Annotated in this window: 15 protein-coding genes and 1 pseudogene; 9 read left to right on the top strand and 7 right to left on the bottom strand. The window is 40.6% G+C overall.

The genetic code is table 11. The features are described 5' to 3' along the window. Positions 1 to 9 precede the first annotated feature (9 nt). Entirely contained in the window at positions 10 to 288 is a 279-nt protein-coding gene (locus tag RS893_RS15595; protein ID WP_315784841.1) for a lipopolysaccharide assembly protein LapA domain-containing protein, read from the bottom strand. 531 nt (positions 289 to 819) lie between these two features. On the opposite strand from RS893_RS15595, the gene RS893_RS15590 reads away from it, so the two are divergent. The 3 genes from RS893_RS15590 (at position 820) to RS893_RS15580 (ending at position 2,461) form a co-directional block, all read left to right on the top strand. Next, entirely contained in the window at positions 820 to 1,647 is an 828-nt protein-coding gene (locus RS893_RS15590) for a PD-(D/E)XK nuclease family protein (protein ID WP_315784838.1), read from the top strand. A gap of 126 nt (positions 1,648 to 1,773) precedes the next feature. Beyond that, positions 1,774 to 2,067: a hypothetical protein gene (locus tag RS893_RS15585; protein WP_315784835.1), complete on the top strand. Its 294-nt coding sequence runs from the start codon at positions 1,774 to 1,776 to the stop codon at positions 2,065 to 2,067. Beyond that, on the top strand, positions 2,030 to 2,461 hold the full coding sequence (locus RS893_RS15580) for a type II toxin-antitoxin system VapC family toxin (RefSeq protein WP_315784832.1): 432 nt from the start codon (positions 2,030 to 2,032) through the stop codon (positions 2,459 to 2,461). Before RS893_RS15585 ends, RS893_RS15580 begins: the two co-directional genes overlap by 38 nt. Positions 2,462 to 2,464: 3 nt before the next feature. Here RS893_RS15580 and RS893_RS15575 read toward each other — a convergent pair whose 3' ends face one another. The 3 genes and pseudogenes from RS893_RS15575 to RS893_RS15565 form a co-directional block, all read right to left on the bottom strand. Continuing rightward, positions 2,465 to 2,596, bottom strand: coding sequence for a hypothetical protein (locus RS893_RS15575; RefSeq protein WP_315784830.1), 132 nt, complete (start codon positions 2,594 to 2,596; stop codon positions 2,465 to 2,467). Positions 2,597 to 3,100: 504 nt separating this feature from the next. After that, positions 3,101 to 3,388 (bottom strand): annotated as a pseudogene (locus tag RS893_RS15570) (tetratricopeptide repeat protein); the annotation flags it as partial. Between the two features lie 541 nt (positions 3,389 to 3,929). After that, positions 3,930 to 5,600, bottom strand: coding sequence for a transglutaminase family protein (locus RS893_RS15565; protein WP_315784827.1), 1,671 nt, complete (start codon positions 5,598 to 5,600; stop codon positions 3,930 to 3,932). 292 nt (positions 5,601 to 5,892) lie between these two features. On the opposite strand from RS893_RS15565, the gene RS893_RS15560 reads away from it, so the two are divergent. The 4 genes from RS893_RS15560 to RS893_RS15545 all read left to right on the top strand — a co-directional run bounded on the left by RS893_RS15560 (position 5,893) and on the right by RS893_RS15545 (position 11,976). Further along, positions 5,893 to 8,781, top strand: a complete 2,889-nt coding sequence (locus tag RS893_RS15560) for a cation-translocating P-type ATPase (protein ID WP_315784824.1) — start codon at positions 5,893 to 5,895, stop codon at positions 8,779 to 8,781. A gap of 172 nt (positions 8,782 to 8,953) precedes the next feature. After that, a complete protein-coding gene (gene recF / locus RS893_RS15555) occupies positions 8,954 to 10,123 on the top strand; it encodes a DNA replication/repair protein RecF (RefSeq protein WP_315791993.1) in 1,170 nt (389 codons plus the stop codon). A gap of 14 nt (positions 10,124 to 10,137) precedes the next feature. Beyond that, positions 10,138 to 11,034, top strand: a complete 897-nt coding sequence (locus RS893_RS15550; protein ID WP_315784821.1) for an AraC family transcriptional regulator — start codon at positions 10,138 to 10,140, stop codon at positions 11,032 to 11,034. A 99-nt stretch (positions 11,035 to 11,133) separates the two neighbouring features. Further along, on the top strand, positions 11,134 to 11,976 hold the full coding sequence (locus tag RS893_RS15545) for an alpha/beta hydrolase (protein WP_315784818.1): 843 nt from the start codon (positions 11,134 to 11,136) through the stop codon (positions 11,974 to 11,976). A 517-nt stretch (positions 11,977 to 12,493) separates the two neighbouring features. Here the strand turns inward: RS893_RS15545 and RS893_RS15540 are convergent. Continuing rightward, positions 12,494 to 13,981: a hypothetical protein gene (locus tag RS893_RS15540; protein WP_315784815.1), complete on the bottom strand. Its 1,488-nt coding sequence runs from the start codon at positions 13,979 to 13,981 to the stop codon at positions 12,494 to 12,496. A gap of 538 nt (positions 13,982 to 14,519) precedes the next feature. On the opposite strand from RS893_RS15540, the gene RS893_RS15535 reads away from it, so the two are divergent. Further along, entirely contained in the window at positions 14,520 to 15,434 is a 915-nt protein-coding gene (locus RS893_RS15535) for a TauD/TfdA family dioxygenase (protein WP_315784813.1), read from the top strand. Positions 15,435 to 15,634: 200 nt separating this feature from the next. On the opposite strand, the gene RS893_RS15530 is transcribed toward RS893_RS15535, so the two are convergent. Further along, the gene (locus tag RS893_RS15530; RefSeq protein WP_315784811.1) at positions 15,635 to 17,146 is read right to left on the bottom strand and encodes a hypothetical protein; all 1,512 of its coding nucleotides are present in this window, start codon (positions 17,144 to 17,146) and stop codon (positions 15,635 to 15,637) included. 352 nt (positions 17,147 to 17,498) lie between these two features. Then, complete coding sequence (locus tag RS893_RS15525) at positions 17,499 to 18,323, bottom strand: sulfatase-like hydrolase/transferase (protein ID WP_315784808.1); 825 nt, start codon at positions 18,321 to 18,323, stop codon at positions 17,499 to 17,501. 438 nt (positions 18,324 to 18,761) lie between these two features. On the opposite strand from RS893_RS15525, the gene RS893_RS15520 reads away from it, so the two are divergent. Then, positions 18,762 to 20,204 carry a cytochrome ubiquinol oxidase subunit I gene (locus RS893_RS15520; RefSeq protein WP_315784805.1) on the top strand — a complete coding sequence of 481 codons (1,443 nt, stop codon included), beginning with the start codon at positions 18,762 to 18,764 and terminating at the stop codon, positions 20,202 to 20,204. Positions 20,205 to 20,212: the final 8 nt, after the last annotated feature.

Genomic DNA, 20,212 nt, shown 5'->3' with positions numbered 1-20,212 from the left:
ATAACTGATTCAAAAATCTTCCTCATCGACAAAAAATTCCACGTCATCTTGTCTCGGAGAATAACTTTGCTTAGAACCAGTTAACCTCCACAATGGCTGTAGCAGTGACATGGCAATCATGCCTACACTGGCACACAAAGCCAGTAATAAGCCTACTGGAAGTTGAATGGATCGAAAGCCTAAAAATTGTAAAGATACTGGCGTAGCGTTTTGTACTGAGAGAAGGGCAACAGCCATTATCCAAAAAGCTAGAACTATTATTGTCAATAGGGCAGCAAAGGTTTTCATGGTGATTTGCGACAAATTGCTAAAGCAAAGACTTTCTCCACACGATTATAGAAAAGTGGTAATTATTTTTATTGAGCCATCTATTAATATTTAGATAACAAATTTAACTATTTGTAAGGTATAGGTCGAAATTGCTGTTGTAAAACTTTATCAAAACAAGGCTACTGCAAACATTCGCTCTAGATGTCGATGTACAAAAGCCCCCACCTTTCTCACTGGAGGTAAGCTTACAATGGTATTTAGTAATTTCTAGAGTGGCAACAAAAACACAGTCAAGGATATATTTAATCCCATACTCAGATGCTGGGTTATGGCTATCAGTAGTAAATTTTAATGCTCGAAGCTGAATTTCAGTAACGAGTTTTGTCACTTACTACTAGCATTGCACAATGAAGCTCAGCAATTTTTACCGTCTAAGCAGAATCTGCCATAACTATGAATGGCAGTGCGGTTAGCCACTTGGCTAGCAAACAAGTGAAGCCTATGTAGCTAAATATTATTCCCCGTCTTTTTTCTCACAGTTACTAAGTAATGTCAACCCCCGAGCGACCTTTTGCCAGTTATCATCTTTGGTCTCTAATTGCCCCAGCATCTGGGCAACAACGTTGGCATTGTCAAATGAGACGGGGGTATATTAAAGCACGCCAACACGAACCCCAAGTTAGAGCATTGCTGACAAAAGTTACAGCATCCCAGCGTATAGGCTTGCTAGCACAAAAAGGTGTTTATGAATTTCATCACCACAGATATCTATTAAATCAATCAGACGGCGTAGAAAAAGTTGCTGAACTACTGAGATTGAGCAATTCACCTAGTGAAGTGCAACAGCGTGTGCTGCAAATTTTGAAGAAATATCACGATGACCCATTGCTTTCAGGGAAACGTATTGTCTTGTTAACCCGTGGTGATGAAGGATTTCCCAAACCAATATTAATTGATCAAAAGCATTATTGTTTCCGCCTCTATGCGGCGATGGACTGTATTTTTATTGAATCTTCAGGTAATTTACATATTTTAGATTTTAAAACTGGTAAATCTGCTTTTGACCGTCGTCAGGCATTAGTTTATCTTTTAGCCGCTCGTTATCTTTACCCTAAACATAAAGCTATAGCTTCCTTTTATAATTTAGAATTTTCTAAAAAATCGGAGTTAATTAGTGTTAATAGAAGTGAATTAGATTTGATAGAGTTTGAGTTAGCTAGTATTGCTCAAAAACACCAACAAGATTTGCAAAAATATCAGCAACAGACTCAGAAATTTAGTCAAATATTTCCGCCCAATCCTGGCTATCACTGTCGATTTTGCCCATTTAATTCTATATGTGAATTTTCTGCTTTTAAGGCTTCGCAAACAGTCTAGTTTGAATAAGGAAAAATCAGACTTGCGATCGCTCGAAATCTGTCACGAAACTGCAAAGTCTGTATGTTTTCGTTGTTGATATGATCAATAATATCGATGTGTAACAAAGTTCATCCCAACCGAACTATGACGACCATAACCCTGCAATTATCACCTGAATTAGAGCAAAAACTACGAGAAAGTATCGCACGTCACGACGCCCAAAGCATTCGACAGCTATTGGCTGATGCGTTTGCACCAACAGTAGAAGTATTACTAAGACAAAAAACAGATACTGAAATTCATGATGATGAATTTGAGATAATTGCTGACCAATTAGCTGACGATTTTGCAGCTTGTGTTGGATCAGATGCACTTCCATTATCAGATTATGCAGTGAGTCGTGAGGGTATTTACGAGGAGCATCCTTATAGATACTAACGTTCTGTTGCGTTTTATTTTTCGCACTGATCCACAATACCCAGTCGTAAGAACTGCAATACGAAAACTACGAACTGAGAAACACACACTATATATTTCATCACAAAACTGTATCGAATTTTGGAACGTCGCTACAAGACCCATAGCAAAAAATGGTTTTGGCTTGACCCCTACAGATGTAAAACGAATGCTACAACGGATTGAGCGTCTGTTTCCATTATTACCTGATACACCTGTGGTTACATACAGTGTATCAGGCGTGCAAGTACATGATGCTCGCCTTGTTGCTAGCATGAAAGCAAACGGTGTAACTCATATATTGACATTTAATACTAGAGATTTCGCTCGCTATGTAGTAGAAGGGATTGTAGTAGTTGACCCAGTAACAGTGTAGATTTTATTTGCAAGGTGCGATCGCTTTTTTGTGAGTGTGAATGGCGATCCCACATCCTCCACTAAACGCGATCGCTTTTTTGTGAGTGTGAATGGTGATCGCACAACCACAGGATAATTTAAGACGCGATCGCACATCTCCCCATAAACATGTAGATCCCCGACTTTTTAAAAAAGTTGGGGATCTTGTTTTACGTCAAGTTTCAAGTTCTGAACTCGGAATTTCTTGTTTCAGGTGAGAATGTTCTCGTCCCAACCTGGAAATTTCTTGTTTCAACCTGGAATTTTCTTGTTTCAACCTAGAAATTTCTCGTTTCAACCTAGAAATTTCTCGTTTCAACCTGGAAATTTCTCGTTTCAACCTGGAAATTTCTTGTTTCAAGCGTGATCAATTGCACTCAAACAAATCAAACAGTCTGCTTCAGCAGACATTAGCTATTAGACTGCGATTTGAATCGCAGGCGGGTTTTTGAACATTTGCGATGTCCCTTCCAAACCAGATCGCACAATCATAGAGAATCTGAAAAGCGATGTCTGACGATAAGCTACTGCGTGTCTACGCACCACCTTCCTAATGCTTCTTTCCCCTTCCACCTGTTTACTGCTGATAGTATCTAATCACCCCCAGCGTTTTTTGGTATCACTGTGTATTTCCTTGTTGTCGAAACAGTTCAGCAGCTTTCTGTAAATCGGCTACTGCCCCTTGATTGTCTCCCAATTCTCTGCGGGCTACACCCCGGTTGTAGTAGGCATTGGTATAGTTGGGATTAATTTTGATAGCAGTGTTGTAATCAGTTATAGCCCCTTGCTTGTCTCTCAAATAGTAGCGGGTTGCACCCCGGTTGTAGTAAGCTTGGGCTAAGTTAGGATTGAGACGAATTGCTTGAGTGTAATCAGCGATCGCTCCTTCATAGTCTCCCTTGTTATACTTATCCTCAGCCTAAATAAAGAAATCATCAGCTTTAGGTGCTGTAGCTACAGGCGTATTAGGAGCAGAAACTCCCACATCTACCCCAACTTTTGTTGACAGTCGTAAAAACGTATTAATGGGAATGCCTAAATTAAAGCCTGTTTTACGTCAGTGTAGCTATGCCGAAAACTCTCACACCCCATATCAACAATTGACTAGATATCTCTAGTTTCATAAATTTAATAAAAAAAGAGTAAAGCTCACTTTTACAGGAATAGAATCAGCTACAAACTCAAATTGCAGCATTTCCGATGATGCTTTACATATATCAGTAAAGTTATACCAAATCAAAAAATGTTTAAGGGCAGATAGCCCCACCCGCCTAACGTCACCCTCTTCGAGATCCTACGGTGTATACACAAGTAATCGGATTACCCAAAAGTTGCTCAAAACCTCACCCTGTCCTAAGGGACATCCCTCTCCTTGGTAAGGAGAGGGAAAGATTTTTGCGTAGCAAAAAGCGAGGGTGAGGTTATAGATTCGTGGGTTTGAGAGTTAGCTAAAACGGTGGTAACTCTCCTAAAATGGTGAAGCGAATATGATTAATTGCCAACTCACCAATGGAAATTTCTTCTTTGGTCAGCCTTACACCTTTACTAGTTATAGTTTCAAAGGGAATGCCTTTACCAATTTCAATGTGATACCAGCACAAACCCATAAAAAACCGTGTAGGATAGGGGCCATTATTACCAATATCATCAGGGTTAGATTCCATTGGTAACCAACCGAAACCAGGGATGTAGAATTCTAACCATACATGATTGTAATCTGGTTGCAGGGGAACGTGTTGGTGTTCTGCGTAGGTAGGACATTTGTAGCGTCCGACAGTGCGACAAGCTATGCCATTTAAACGACACAAAGCCAGCAACACACCTACATATTCACCACAAGAACCAACACCTCTTTCTAATACTCGATCTGGAGTATCAATGTAAGGTTTAATACCATAACTTAGCTGATCGTAAACATAATTACGGATACTATACATTTTCCGCAGCAAATTGGTTTCTGTACCAATTGCTTCTTGGGCAGCACGACGAACAATGGTAGTATCCATTGCCAATTCATCATTATCTACGAGATAACGGCTTTGGTATTCTGGCGATAATTCCGGAATATCTTCTACATCTGCTGGAGTGAGACGATATTTGATACCTCGGACTTCTAACATCGCCTTCCAGCCAAACATGTGTCGTTCACCGGGGGTCAGGGCATCAAATTTGAACACAGCCACCCGTTGTCCATCAATGATTTCTTCCGTAAAAGGCAGTCCCACAGGTTCTACATGCTTAACCTTTTGACGATCTGTGTCGCTTGGTAGGGCAATACGCCATTCTAGGTCTTGTAAGTAAACCTCTTCAATCGGCGCTATTTCTTCCACATAGGACATTTCAATTAGATAGCCATTAGAAAGAGCGTAGCGCTTTTCTAAGAAATAACGATATTGAAGTGGGTGAATAAACGTGCGATCGCGATATGCTAGCTCATGATTAGGGTCAGCATTTGGGTTATCGCGTACATAAGGTTCTTCAGAAGCGTAGGCAATATAGAGAGTTTGTTGACCTGTGTTTTTATCAGTTTGTACTGCTATGCCTGTAGGAGATTCAAACGGTGTTAATACACTAAATTTAACTTCCCCTGTAGCTCGATCCATGCAGTAAACGCTTTGTTCTGTTGCATCGCAAGCCCAAAGAATTTCATCAGTCACAGCCAAATTTTCTACCCCCACACCAGGAGCATAAAATCTGGTAATTTCTTTGCGGGTATGGCGATTAAAAATTACGATATCTCCCAATTTTTGGCAACTGACATAGACAGCTGATTCCCAAACAGCAATGCCATTAGCAGGGTAAGGTAAGGTAACAAAATGTTCCAGCCCCCAAGAATTCCATTTACATAAATAAACACTGTTACCCCTTGTCACCCAGAGAGTATCTTCCCAAATTGCCAAACCAGTGACGTCTGTAAATTCCCTGCTTTGGTGAGGATTGAGAATTTTTGTGTTGTCAGTGGCAGGATCTATTTGCAGCAGATACCCTTTAGGAGAGTCAATAGCAATCAGAGTATCCTGGAAGAAAGCAATACCACTCAAAATGGCAGCACCAATTGGTCGAATTGTTTTTTGCCCGAACATCTGGCTAGCGGTCAAACTGGGAAGAGCAAAATTCATATTAAACTGATGTACTTAAAGATTTAGCGCGACTAGGATGTATTTTGATATGTTTTGTGCAATTCCACTCCCAACTTTTATTACTTACAACTATCAAAAATATGTGCTATAAAAAGCATTTACTTTAGGAATAACACTCAGATAATGTCGTAAAAAAAGTAGGAAGATATGAAAAATCACACTTTATGTTAACGCTTGTTAGCAATATCCCTAATGTAACTTTAGTTGATGGTTTTTCTGGCTATCACTAAATTATGATCGAATTCTGTAACCATTTCCTGTAACCTACACGATGTCTGCTCATTCTCTGCCTGATTCAACTATTGTTTGGCACAGTTTAGAAGTTGATAAAGCAATAGAACTGCTCTCTACGAATGCAGACACTGGCTTATCACCTCAAGAAGCGCAACAGCGATTGGAACAATACGGAGCGAACGAACTCGAAGAAACTGGTGGTCGCAGTGCCTGGGAAATTTTGGTAGATCAGTTCAAAAACATCATGTTGTTAATGCTGATCGCTGTGGCAATTGTTTCTGGGATTTTAGACTTGCTGGCTTTGCAAAGGGGCGAGTTAAAAGCGGGAGAAGTACCATTCAAAGATACGATCGCAATCTTAGCAATTGTAGTCCTCAATGGAATCCTTGGTTATGTTCAAGAAAGCCGTGCCGAAAAAGCCCTGGCAGCGCTGAAAAAACTTTCCTCTCCCAACGTCCGTGTCATTCGTGATGGTAAACCATCAGAGGTGGCAGCTAAGGATTTAGTGCCGGGGGATGTGATGCTCATAGAGGCAGGAGTGCAAGTAGCAGCAGATGGTCGCTTGCTGGAAGGATCAAACTTGCAAATCCGAGAATCGGCACTCACGGGTGAAGCCGAAGCGGTTAACAAACAGGCAGAAACCACATTGCCTGAAGAGACAGGAATAGGCGATCGCATCAATTCAGTATTTCAAGGTACAGAAGTTGTCCAAGGACGGGGCAAAGTTCTAGTTACCAATACCGGGATGCAAACCGAACTCGGCAAAATTGCTGCCATGTTACAGTCGGTGGAAAGTGAACCTACACCGTTGCAACAACGGATGACTCAGCTTGGTAATGTTCTGGTGACAGGTTCTTTGGTTTTGGTAGCTGTTGTTGTAATTATAGGGTTGCTGCGTGGTGGCAACTTAACAGAACTATTAGAAGTTTCTTTAAGTATGGCAGTGGCGGTCGTGCCAGAAGGTTTACCTGCTGTGATCACCGTTACCCTAGCTTTGGGAACTCAACGCATGGTGCGGCGCAAAGCTTTAATTCGCAAACTACCAGCAGTAGAAACTCTCGGTTCTGTAACTACAATCTGTTCTGATAAAACCGGGACTTTGACTCAGAACAAGATGGTAGTGCAATCTCTCTACACCAATGCTTCTACCTCAAATCCAGGTGAAAAAACTTCCAACCATCAAGAATTCCGCGTTACAGGAGAAGGTTACGCTCCTACAGGCGAGTTTCAACTGCAAAATAATAAAGTCGAGGTACAAGATTACCGAGAACTACAAGCTTTATTAGTTGCCTGTGCTGTTTGTAATGATTCTGTCTTACAACAGCAACAAGGACAGTGGACTATTTTAGGAGACCCAACAGAGGGTGCATTAGTGACACTGGCAGCCAAAGGAGGAATTGAAAAAGACCAGTGGGATAGTAAATTGCCTCGGGTGGGTGAGTTTCCGTTTTCTTCAGAAAGAAAGCGGATGAGTGTAATTTCTAGAGTTGAACAAGTAGAAACTGGTGTCTCATCTTTAACTGATGTTGATCCGATTATTAGCTATTTGGTGAACTCCCATAACTATTTAATGTTTACCAAAGGCTCACCAGAATTAATTTTGGCTCGTTGCACTCAACTTTATGTAGGTAATGGCACTACTCCCCTGACTCAAAAACAGCGAGATGAGATACTAGCTCAAAATGATCGCATGGCTTCTAATGGTCTGCGGGTGCTAGGTTTTGCTTATAAACCCCTTGGGGAAATTCCACCGGAAGGTTCAGATGAGACATCCGAACAAGAATTAGTTTGGTTGGGCTTAGTGGGAATGCTGGATGCACCCCGTCCAGAAGTGAGGGCGGCGGTACAAGAGTGTCGAGAAGCAGGCATTCGACCGATAATGATTACCGGTGATCACCAGTTAACAGCCCGGGCGATCGCGACCGATCTAGGAATTGCCCAAGCAGGCGATCGCGCCCTGACTGGTCAAGAACTGCAACGGATGAGCGACCAAGACCTAGAGCAAAATGTAGACTTGGTAAGTATTTATGCTCGAGTCGCTCCAGAACACAAACTGCGAATTGTCCAAGCTTTACAGCGTCGGGGCAGATTTGTTGCGATGACTGGTGATGGTGTCAACGATGCCCCAGCCCTCAAACAAGCTGACATTGGTATTGCTATGGGTATCACTGGCACTGATGTTAGTAAAGAAGCCAGCGACATGGTGCTACTAGATGACAACTTCGCCACTATCGTTGCTGCGACTGAGGAAGGTCGGGTTGTTTACACTAATATCCGCCGTTTTATCAAATACATTTTGGGTAGTAACATCGGTGAAGTTCTCACGATTGCAGCTGCGCCTATCTTGGGATTAGGAGGAGTTCCCCTCACACCCCTACAAATTCTTTGGATGAACTTGGTGACAGACGGTTTACCAGCTTTAGCCTTAGCTGTAGAACCCCCCGAACCAGATGTGATGAAGCGTCCGCCTTTCAGTCCCCGTGAAAGTATTTTTGCTAGAGGCTTGGGGTCTTACATGATTCGGATCGGGATTATTTTTGCGATCATTACCATTATTTTGATGATGTGGGCGTACAATCATTCCACTAGCATATCTGGTGATGGGCTGAGTCCAGAACGGTGGAAAACAATGGTATTCACTTCCCTGTGTCTTGCCCAAATGGGTCATGCGATCGCAATTCGCTCCAACAACAGACTGACAATAGAGATGAATCCATTTTCCAATCCTTATGTATTAGGGGCAGTTGTTTTAACCACAATCTTGCAACTGATGCTGGTTTATGTTCCTCCCCTGCGCAATTTCTTCGGCACTCACTATATTACTTTGCCAGAATTGTGGATTTGTCTTGGCTTCAGCGCTTTAATGTTTGTGTGGATTGAAATAGAAAAGATTTTCTTCCGAGTGATGGGCAAGAAAACCGTGTGATGGGGTGTAGACGCGCTCATAGGCTTCCCGTAGGGTAGGGGTGATGGGGTGATAGGGAGAAGTTCTCTCCCCACTGCCCCTAATCCCCACTCCTTGAGGGGAGTGGGGGCCGGTGAGTTCCCCATCTCCTCACCTCCCCACCTCCTACTTCCCCTACTCCCCACACTTCCGTATGTATTTAAAAACCCTCCATCTGCGACAGTTTCGTAACTATCAAGAGCAGCAAGTTGAGTTTACTGCTCCCAAAACGATTTTGGTGGGCAATAATGCTCAAGGAAAATCTAATTTGCTGGAGGCGGTGGAGTTATTAGCAACATTGCGATCGCATCGTACCTTTCGCGATCGCGATTTAGTGCAAGAAGCAGAAGAACTTGCTCAAATTAGTGCTTCTCTCAAACGAGAAACTGGCATTAGCACTCTCAACTTAATTTTGCGTCGTAATGGTCGTCGTACAGTTAACCTCAATGGTGAAAATCTCCGGCGACAAATTGACTTTCTCGGTGTCCTTAATGCCGTACAATTTTCTAGCTTGGACTTGGAACTAGTACGTGGCGGTCCAGAAGGTCGTCGTCACTGGCTAGATACTCTGTTGATTCAACTAGAACCAATATACGCCCATATATTACAACAATATCACCAAGTATTACGTCAACGTAATGCCTTTCTCAAACGCAATATCGAGACTAGCCAAGGCGTACCTGTGCAAACTGAAGAATTAGCTATATGGGATGCACAGCTAGCGACAGCAGGTACACGGGTAATTAGGCGTCGAGAACGAGCTATACAGCGACTCGCTCCCATAGCCAAAATGTGGCACGCTAGCATTAGTGGCAGTCAAGAAATTTTGCAAATCAAATACTCACCAAACGTTCCTTTAGAACAAAATCACTCACAAAAGGTGCAGCAAGCCTTTCTAGAAAAGCTTCAACAAAGAACTATTGCGGAATTGCATCAAGGCACTACTCTTGTTGGGCCACATCGAGACGAAATAGAATTAACAATTAATCAAACGCCAGCGCGTCAATACGGTTCCCAAGGTCAGCAAAGAACCCTCGTACTAGCTTTAAAATTAGCTGAATTGCAACTAATTGAAGATGTTGTAGGAGAACCACCACTGCTACTTCTCGATGATGTTTTAGCTGAACTAGATCCTTCTCGTCAAAATCAATTACTTGATACAATTCAAGACCGTTTTCAGACAATAATTACTACTACTCATTTAGGTGCTTTTGATTCCCAATGGTTGAATTCTTCTCAGATTCTGTACGTTAAAACAGGGAAAATATCTCCAGAAAAAGTAGGAGTTGGTAGACAACAAGCAGAAGGAATGTTCCAAGAATAAAATAATCTCACTTCATGCCTAAACCCATATTGCCAAATTTAGATATGACGAATATGGAGGACTTGAATCAAGTTCTCTATTGTCCACCATTATTGACTAGCCAACAAGCTAACTGGAACAATATTTTTCTCGCTCACTATCAACATCCTGGTTCCGAAACTTGCGAACACACGATGCAACAGTTGACGCTAGAAATTATGGATATCAATTCATGGACGCATCATGAACGCCGTATGGGTGGTAATCATTTGTCATATCGGCTTGGTGGTAGCGAAATTTGTATTTGTCCGGCTTACACTAGTCATTGGACATGGTGGGAAGAAACAATATCTTTTACGATACTGACATTTAAATCCCTATTTTGGGAAACAATTGTTGGTCAGATATTAGATAGGAAGCAACTTGAATTTATACCAAAATGGCAAATTTTTGACCCATTAATTCAAAACGTGGTCAATGCTCTCAAAGCGGATTTAGAAGCTGGGTGTCCAGCAGGAAGTTTATACGGTGAGTCTTTTGGTACGGCTCTAGCAGTACATTTAATTAAAAATTTCTCCGTATCAAAACATTATTTTCCTGTATATTCTGAGGGATTACCAAAATATAAACTCAAGCAAGTTATAAATTATATCGAAGCAAATTTAAGTGAAGATATCAAACTGGCAGACTTAGCAAATATAGCGGGAATTAGTTGTTATTACTTTTGTCGCCTGTTCAAACAGTCGTTACACATGACACCGCATCAGTTTGTAATTTATAGGCGAGTAGAACTTGCAAAGCAGCTTCTCAAACAATTGGATTTAAGTATTGCAGATGTAGCGCTGATGTGTGGTTTTGCTCATCAAAGCCATCTTAGTCGTCATTTTCGGCGCTTGGTTGGTCTGTCTCCTAAGGAGTTTCGGAATTACTAGCAAAAATATGCTCTCAATAGCAAAAATATGAACGACTATACACTTTTGGCTTGAGTAATGTTGAGGTTGTTTGATATGTAATACTCAATACCAAAACTCATGTGCAATACCCTACATGTAGAAGTAAAAGGCGATCGGTACTATTTACAAGATTCAGGTTCAGGTAAAGAATGTGTATTATTACTGCACGGCTGGCCTGATGACAGTAAGTTATGGCGAAATCAAGTTTCAGCTTTAGTGAATGCAGGCTACCGCGTCATTTGTCCAGATTTGCTCGGTTACGGACTCAGTGATCAACCCCAGGATATTGAGCGGTATACAATTTTCACTCTAGCCAATGATATTATCTGCCTACTCGATAGTCTTGGTTTAGATAAAGTTCATTTAGTAGCGCATGATTATGGGGCTGTGATCGGCTGGGAAATTGCAATAGCCTACTCAACTCGTTTAAAGAGTTTTGTGACTATATCAGTTGGTCACTTGGCTTGTTTGCTAGATTTATCTTTTGATATTCTGCGTTATGAATGGATTTACTTTTTGAACATCCATAAAGTTGCACCTCAGCTTTATCGCGCTAGCAATGGTCGATTGTTGCGCGAAGTGCTGCGTACTCACCCAGACAGGGAGAAAATTTTGCAACGTGCTTTAAAGCCAGGTGTACTCGAAGGAATGCAAAAATTAGAGCAAGCCAACCCACTTCCTGAAATTTTGCTTGCTTCCCTAGAGGGAAAATTACCTAAACCTCAATTGGTGTCTGTTCCTACTTTTGCTATCTGGAGTCAGCAAGACGATTTTCTCTGGGAAGCGCAAATCAAAGAATCAAGCAAATATGTAGCAGCAGAATGGCGGTATGAAAGAGTTGAAGAAGCAGGACATTGGTTTATGCTTGAACAACCTCAAAAGATGAATCGCCTACTGCTAGATTGGCTGGTCAAATATTAGACCTCTTGCACAAATATTTTGAATCCCACCTTAACTCTAAACGAAATCGAGAAGCAGGGTGATTTCATACAAATAGAGAAAATTTAATTAGTCCCTTCTCACCCAGAGATATTTATGTTAGCTAACCACAAAGGACACAAAGAACACAAAGAGTTTTAAGAAGTTAGTAGGGATTAGTGATTTTTATTTGGTTATACGAAATCACCCTACCCTAAGCGAAATCGGGGAGGGAACTAAATCTTCCCACGTTCACGGGGGGATTGACGGGGGTTTTTAGGATTCATGCAAGAGGTTTATTAATCATGGTGTGGCAAGATGCGATCGCTTATTCTTCAACTAATTACAACTTTTCTGGGTCGATTCCCTTTTTTTGCAGTCGCCTCACCAATTCTTGATAACGCTGTTTAGTTCGCATTTACTGGCTTAAAATCTTTGCCAAATGTTTGTAGTTCGGCCAAGTTCTTTGTTTGAATAAGCTGGGTTTATTGAAACTATCAGAATTAGTGTGACACTAGTACTAGTTGTTTTTAGTAAACCAAAGTACACGAGCAGGAATGAGATTAGCAGGATTAGGACCAGTAGCAGTGACATGATCGAGATAAACACGACCTAAGAGAAAAAATGTATTTTCTTGGGGGGTTCCTTGATTAAAAGGAATAACACAATAGGGATCATTGGCACAGGAGTAGGGATTAATCCGAATAGCAAACAAATTAGTGCCATCACCAGAGGAGAAAAATCGATTAGCTGAACCTTGAGTATTAAGTCCGACAAAAGAAAATGTTTGTCCGTTGGCAAATCCCTTACTTTCGTAAGAAAAATAAGTTGCTAGTCCCTTGTTAGGGTCTGTGACAACAGTAGAGTGGTCTACGCCAATCAGCATCAAAAAATCACCATTTTCTAGCACAAATCCACAACCAACTGCTGTTACCACAGGAGAAAAGTCGCAGGTATAGGAGGTATAAAGAGCATTTGGCGAATCATATGCACAAAAACCAAAGTTTTCATTGCAAGCTACCGGATCTGAATGCTTTATGGTTTCGGTGATTGTGTGTTTCAGGGTATACCCTTGCTGTTGATAGTAGCTAACTACATTGGCTTGTAATGAATTGAGTTTTTGGTCTAGCAACTTTTGGTATTCGCTATTGTCGATTCTTAAATTGTCTTCCCAACGTTTTAAGTTAGCATCGGTAACATCACCAGTAGTACCTGGACTTTTAACAAAAACAACTTTAGTATTTGGTGCAGTTTGTTCTACAAAGGCATTGACCCGTTGTCTCTCTTGCGCTGTCTGGGTTGTCATGCGGAATAAAAATGACAACTGTGTAGGATTGGTAGTTGTAGCGGCGTTAGCATACTTGGCTGGAAACAAATAGCTATTGATTGCCTTAGCAGGAATGCCAGACTTAATCAAGGCATTTTTGACAACATTAAATGTGTTTGTATTTGATGTGATGACTAGTGCGTAATTGCTGTTGAATGGTGAGGAAGTAGTAGTTTGTAGGTTTCTGTTGTTCAGGTCGAGATTGATGCTTGCCATAGTAATGGCATAATCACTTGAAGATGGATTATATGCCAAAGAGTTGTATAAGGTCATGCTGTAGTAGGTAATCTGATCTGGTGTTTTGCCATAAATCACCACAGCATCGTCACCATCAAGTTGAAAACAAGGCCCAATCATCAAACCTTCATTCTGTTTTTCGGCACACTTTTCTCCTTTAATACCAGCAACATCGGTGTAAGCCCAAGCGTAGCGGGTATTTGAACTACCAAAGCAAAGATTACCTTCAGTTGGAGCGCAAGGAGGCGCTGAGGGTGCCCCAGGTAGTCCAAAACTTGCACAAGAGCATGACTGACCAACTACTAGTGTACCTGCACTGAGCTGATAGCCAGGAGGTAAATTTTCCTGAAATGTAGAATTAGCGGTAGCTTTACCTGACAAACATCCAACTACAGCCGCAGTCCCTGCTAGCAACGAAACTAGCTTGCTTAAATTTATATGCATTTATCGTACTCCTTATTTCAAATCTGAGACCTATTTCTAAAAATCTGAGTAAGCTGTGTTCGGATTTTTTGCAGAGCTTTATTACTTGTATAAGTATTGTATATTAAAAAACTAAGTATTAATAAATAAAAGTAAATTTTATACAAATATTTGATAAAAATAATATTAAGAAGTTAAGAAGATTACTTAATAAAATTTACAGGTAATTTTTTGTCGTTGTCAGATATTACTCAAGAACGACACTTGACCATGCAATCGCCACATTATTTAATTTCTCTCTAAGTAAAGCTGCTCTTGCTCTAACCCTACTACTTAAGTAATAATACAAAAGTGGAGTTATTTTTTACATAACCATAATTTGATAACCAGCATTTGCAGTTAGCTATGCTACTACCACATCATGCGCTTGGGTGTCTAACTACCGTAATATTTTTAACGCTGAAATTTAGGATGCAAGCTAAATAATGCCAATTTGCAACAGACTTGTAGAGTACTCCATAAACTAGAGTAACAATACTTTACATTCCAGACAAAAATTATGCCATCTATAAATATGCAAATAACACCCATTACTGAACAATTTGGTATTACTGTTGAGAGAACAGGCGATGAAAGTATTCTGAATCTAGATGTAGATGAGGTTATTAAATTATTTAAGTCTTCTAGTCTAATACTTTTTAGAGGATTTGAGACTGACGTAGATAAATTTAAAAAATTTACAGAATTATATTGCACTAGCTTTATGACTTATGTCGGCGGTGCTTATAGTAGAGATTCTATCAATGGAGATAACACTGTCTTATCTGTAACAGGTCACAAAATTGCTTGTGCTGTTCCTTTTCATGGAGAAATGTACTACACGAAAACACAGCCAAAGATGATGTGGTTTTACTGTGCTACTCCGGCATTAAGTGATGGCGAGACAACTATTTGTGATGGCATTCAAGTTTATAATGAGTTAAGCCAAACTACTAAAGAATTATTCCATTCTCAGCGTTTGAAGTATATTCGTACTTATCCTCAGGACATTTGGCCAAAAATTTATCAAACTAACGATTTAGCAGTGGTAGAGAAAGTATGCAATGAGAATGATATGCACCTGAAGGTAAATGAAGCAGAAAAATCTATTACTACTGAGTACATAACATCTGCAATTGTTCTTAGTAAATGTGGTAATTACAAGGTATTTCTTAACAACATTTTACCTGTTATAGAGCAAGAAGTACAGGGCAGAAATAATAGTCTGGTCAGGTTTGAAGATGATTCACGAATTCCTGAGAATGTAATTGATGAACTCAAAGAAATTACTGATAGATTAACCCAATTAGTTGCATGGCAAAAAGGAGATATTCTGATGGTTGATAATACCAGATTACTTCATGGTAGAAGAGCTTTTTCTGATAATCAAAGAGACATTTACGTTAGGCTTTGTAATCCAGCTTTTTCGTTTTAATACTAGAGGTAAGTTTTGGATACCTGATAGCTTGCACTTGTCTAAGTATCTAGCCAGAGAATTTATTCTCTGGCTAATTGGCTAAACTTGAGATTTGAGCCAATCAGTTTAATAGCAGGCATAAAAATTAGTGTAATACATAAAATTCAGCAATTTTTCCTAAAATCTATATAAATGGGATTGATTTGCAAACTCTTTTCTTACAAACACAGAGGTTTTTCTTCTACTTTTAGTTGACTATCCCAATCTAAAGTTCCTTGCAAAATTTCCAGGCCACCATTGGGATTGTCTACATATGTCCACTTTCCCTCTTTACGAACTGCAACACGCGGACCAAAAGGATTGGCTGTACCGATAAATAGACCATAAGAAGTGGAAATAAAGTTACGAACTCCATAGTTATAGACGTTACCAAATCCTTGTCGAGTTACTGGTAGCCAGTTCTCACCATCAAAAGTACGCCACACTTCAAAACCACCTTGATATTTAACGATCTCTTCTAATCCCACTTGCTTGAGCATCCGAACTGTTTTGTCTGGTCTCCCTTCTAAGGAGATGTAGCACATAATGTCGCTCCATTCCATAGTTCCTGTATACAGCCAACCATCATGTACTCCCATTCTCCAGACATAGCCATTGCATAGATTATTGAACCCTGCTGATAATCCACTCAGGGGATATCTGCCATCGCGGATATCCCCCATAAGTAAATCCCAAGAACCATCATGATGAATCCTGATGATTTCAGCCCCAGCAGGTCCAATCTTGTTAAGATGATCGTAACCACCATTTTGGATACCAGTACCCACATAAAGGGCATCCTTGAAAACCATCATGCTGGCAGCGATTTGATTCAGACTGCCACGACCTGCACCGTTGGTAATGACATTAGTCCAATGATAAGGAGGTTCTCCTTCTGCTTTGGTACGCCAGATTTGAAAACCATTATTATTGACTGTTCCGGCATAGAGATAGTCTCCAAATCCTCTTAACTCGAAGATTGTGCGATTTTCAGGATCACCAAATCCGCGATCGCTTGCAGTACGCCATTCTCCTTTAGCAGGATCACTACTTTCATATACTTGAGCGACCCCAGAGGTATTTGCATTACCTCCAGTTGCACTGGTTGGTGCAGTAAACAAGCGTCCTTTGAAAGGAATCAGTAAGCGCAAGCTGGTAACAGGTAAACCTACTAACCCTGGTTTAGAGACAACTTCAAAGTTTTTGCCGTCTTCTGTACGCATGATTAGTGGGCCATTGGCCCGCGACCTTGACCAAGTACTGACATACAACGCTGGTTCTGGGTCTGATTTCCCTTGAAATACTGCCATGCCTCGATAGCCAAGGTCACGGCTGAACTCATCTCCCTCCTTAGCCAAGGTCATTGGAGCCTGAAAAACTCGTTCCCAATGTTTGATGACTGGATTGTAGCGCCAGATTTCTGCTCGGGCCCAATTCCGTTCAAATTCTGGGGTATAGACTTTATGAGGACACTCAACAGGCCACATATCAATCTTGACATGAGGCATACTACTACGGATAAGACAGAGGTTCGCGCGAGTTGTTCCAACATATAAGTGTCCATTGAACCAAGACATCGAATGGGCATAGGCATTATTACCATCGCCAAAACCGTTCTTGCAAATTTTACGGAAATTAGCCTCACTCAATCCTCGGTTTGGTTCTGGATTAAAAATTCGCACCTGAGTCATTATGCCAATGAAAGTACATCAAGTTCTGGAACACAAAAATTACGCAGGAAAGAGTTGCACCAGCAACACAATTCTTTTTGACACACTTAATTATTGATTCCTAATATTTTTTCAACTTTTGATTCACACTACAGGAGTAAAATTAGGAAATTACTTAGAAGATTTAGTAAATTTTCATAATCATCAAAAAATTTTGCCTGTATCTTCCATGAGGCGATCGCTAATCGCTATTTCCTAATTCAATTCATCTTCAATATTATCTAAATACAAAGAACCAGTAAGATGGTAGATGCCTTTCAAATTAGTTTGAGGCTTAATCTTATAGTTAAAATGCCAACTTTCACATTTATGACTACGGGCGTATTCCCTCTAAAAATGGAACCTCAAAACACTTAGAATGCATAATTGGTCCGTGTCCAAAATAACCGTCTTCCCCAAATAATTCCCCGTGATCAGCAGTGATGATGATGTGAGTATTGTCAGGACATTTATTAAATAATTCACCAATCAATTTATCTACATACTCCACGCAACTAATTTGTTGCTGATGTAAACGAGTCATTTCTTCTGGTTCAAAAAAGCTTTTTTCTTCTGATTTTTCACCAACTAGCAGAAACTCATCGATATTTTTAAACACTCCATGTACACCTGAAATTCGAGGCAGATCATCTCCCTTCAGCATGTAAGGATAATGAGTTTCACCTAAATTGAAAAAGTAAAAACGAGGTTGGTCATCAGGAAATTCCATTTCATTAATCATGGATGGAAAATCATTATGATTCGGCATTAATTTATAATCATCAAAATGCTTATTAATGTTAGTAAATTGATTAAGAACAGGCATAGAAACTCTGGCGATCGTCTTATAGCCATTGTCCTGTAAAACTTTCGGTAAAGATAAGTAAGGCACAAAAGTTTTAAAAGACAGATTTGGGATATTTAAACGATCTACCCATTTGACAAACTCCTGCTTGTACACCTCTGAAGCGAACACACCACGCGGGCTTTGATGTGGAATCATACCCATCAGCATAGTGTAGTGAGAGGGGGAAGTCCAAGATGCATAGCTATAACGGCACTCTGCTTTTCCTAGTTGATCAATATTGGGTGTTGCAGCTGCTGCATAGCTGTCATATCGACAGCTATCCATGATGATATATACAAGATTGTTTGACATGGGTATAAAGGTTGACTTTAGGAAAATTATACTTCTTCAATAGGTTAGTGTAAATTTTAACTTTCTGACTAGATTTAGCAAAATTTTGATGAAGTATATAAATTGAGCTTTATAATTTTGTCTTTTGATAATAACGACGACAATACAAGTACAATCTCAAGATCTTTTTAGCTAACTCTGCAATTCACCCACGTCTCTCAAGGGAATGTAGGTAGTTCCAGAGGTAATTAATCGTGTTTATAATACCCCGTAAACTTGACGTAATGAATCAAGATTAAATAGTTGCTAAGTATTTATGATTGCTTCCCTCACACTTTCACGACAACAAGTCATACATTAAAAATTTGTAAAGAATTGTCACAGTCACTCGTATTCACTGCTTATGTAGTGGGTGACAATCCTGACACACAGTTGTTCAAGCAGTGAAGGGAAGAACTTATGGAATTTTTGTCTAACACTGTAGCGTTGTCGCGGATGCAGTTTGCGCTGACAGCCATATTTCATATGCTTTGGCCTGTACTGACTACAGGTATGGCAATTTATCTAGTGATTGTAGAGGGAATATGGTTAAAGACCCGTAACCCAGATTACTACTACCATGCCCGCTTTTGGTCAAAACTTTACATTTTAAACTTTGGTATCGGTGTAGCTACTGGTATTCCGATGGAGTTTCAGTTTGGCACAAACTGGGCTCCTCTATCGGAAGCAATTGGTAATTTTTTTGGTAGCGTCATCGGCTTTGAAGCTTCCTGGGCATTTATGCTAGAAGCGGCTTTTTTAGGAATTATGGTTTTTGGCTGGGAACGTGTCCACCCAATCATTCACTTTATTTCTACGATTCTGGTTGCTGTTGGTGCTAACTTATCAACCTTCTGGATTTTGGCAGCTAATTCTTGGTTGCAAACTCCTGCGGGTGGAGAAATGGTCAACGGTAAGTTTATTGTCCACGATTACTTTCAGGGTATTTTCAATCCGTTTATGGCGGTGAGTGTGTCGCATATGTTTTTAGGCACACTGGAGACATCACTGTTTGTAATTGGTGGAATTAGTGCCTGGTATATTTTCAATAATCGTCACAGCGCCTTCTTTGCCAAGGCTTTTAAGATTGCTTTAGCAGCTGCGATCGCTGTTGCACCATTGCAGTTATATGTAGGACACTTGAGTGGGGAACAAGTATATCACTACCAGCCTTCCAAACTAGCAGCAATGGAGGCACAATGGCATACAACCCCAGCTGGACAGCCAGCAGATTGGAGTTTAATAGCTTTACCCAATGAGCAAGCAGAACAAAATGATTGGGAAATCACTATTCCTGGGGCTTTGGGCTACATCTTGGAATTCAAACAAAAACTTTCCGAACCTGTACTCGGTTTAAAAGAATGGCAACCAGCCGATAGACCACACCTAGTAGGATTAATTTACTACTCGTTCCGGATCATGATTGCTATTGGCTTCTTTTTAGCAGGATTGATGCTAGTCAGTACTATTCAATGGCTACGTGGAAAACTCTCCCCAGAAAACATTGCCCAGCAGCGCTTGTTAATGCTGGGCTGGATTTTTGCTGCTCCTTTAGGATACATAGCAGTAGAGTCAGGCTGGATAGTCCGTTGTGTGGGCAGACAACCTTGGACTGTCTACGGACTGATTCGCACAGCTGACGCTGCCTCAAATGTCCCTGCTAGTAACGTCTTAACAACTTTAACAGGCTTCGCTATAGTTTACAGCCTGTTGTTTGTTGCTGTTTTATATTTTGGTAGTAGGATTATTCGCAGAGGCCCCAGACTAGATTTACCAATACCAGGGGTAGAAGACCAACCCGCAGTAGAAACTACTCCTGGAGAGTTTATCCCTGATGAACGTCCTGTGGAAGCACAACAATAGGAGGTTTG

It is taken from the genome of Fischerella sp. JS2, assembly GCF_032393985.1.
Classification (GTDB): domain Bacteria; phylum Cyanobacteriota; class Cyanobacteriia; order Cyanobacteriales; family Nostocaceae; genus Fischerella.
This window is presented reverse-complemented; position numbering and strand designations above follow the sequence as displayed.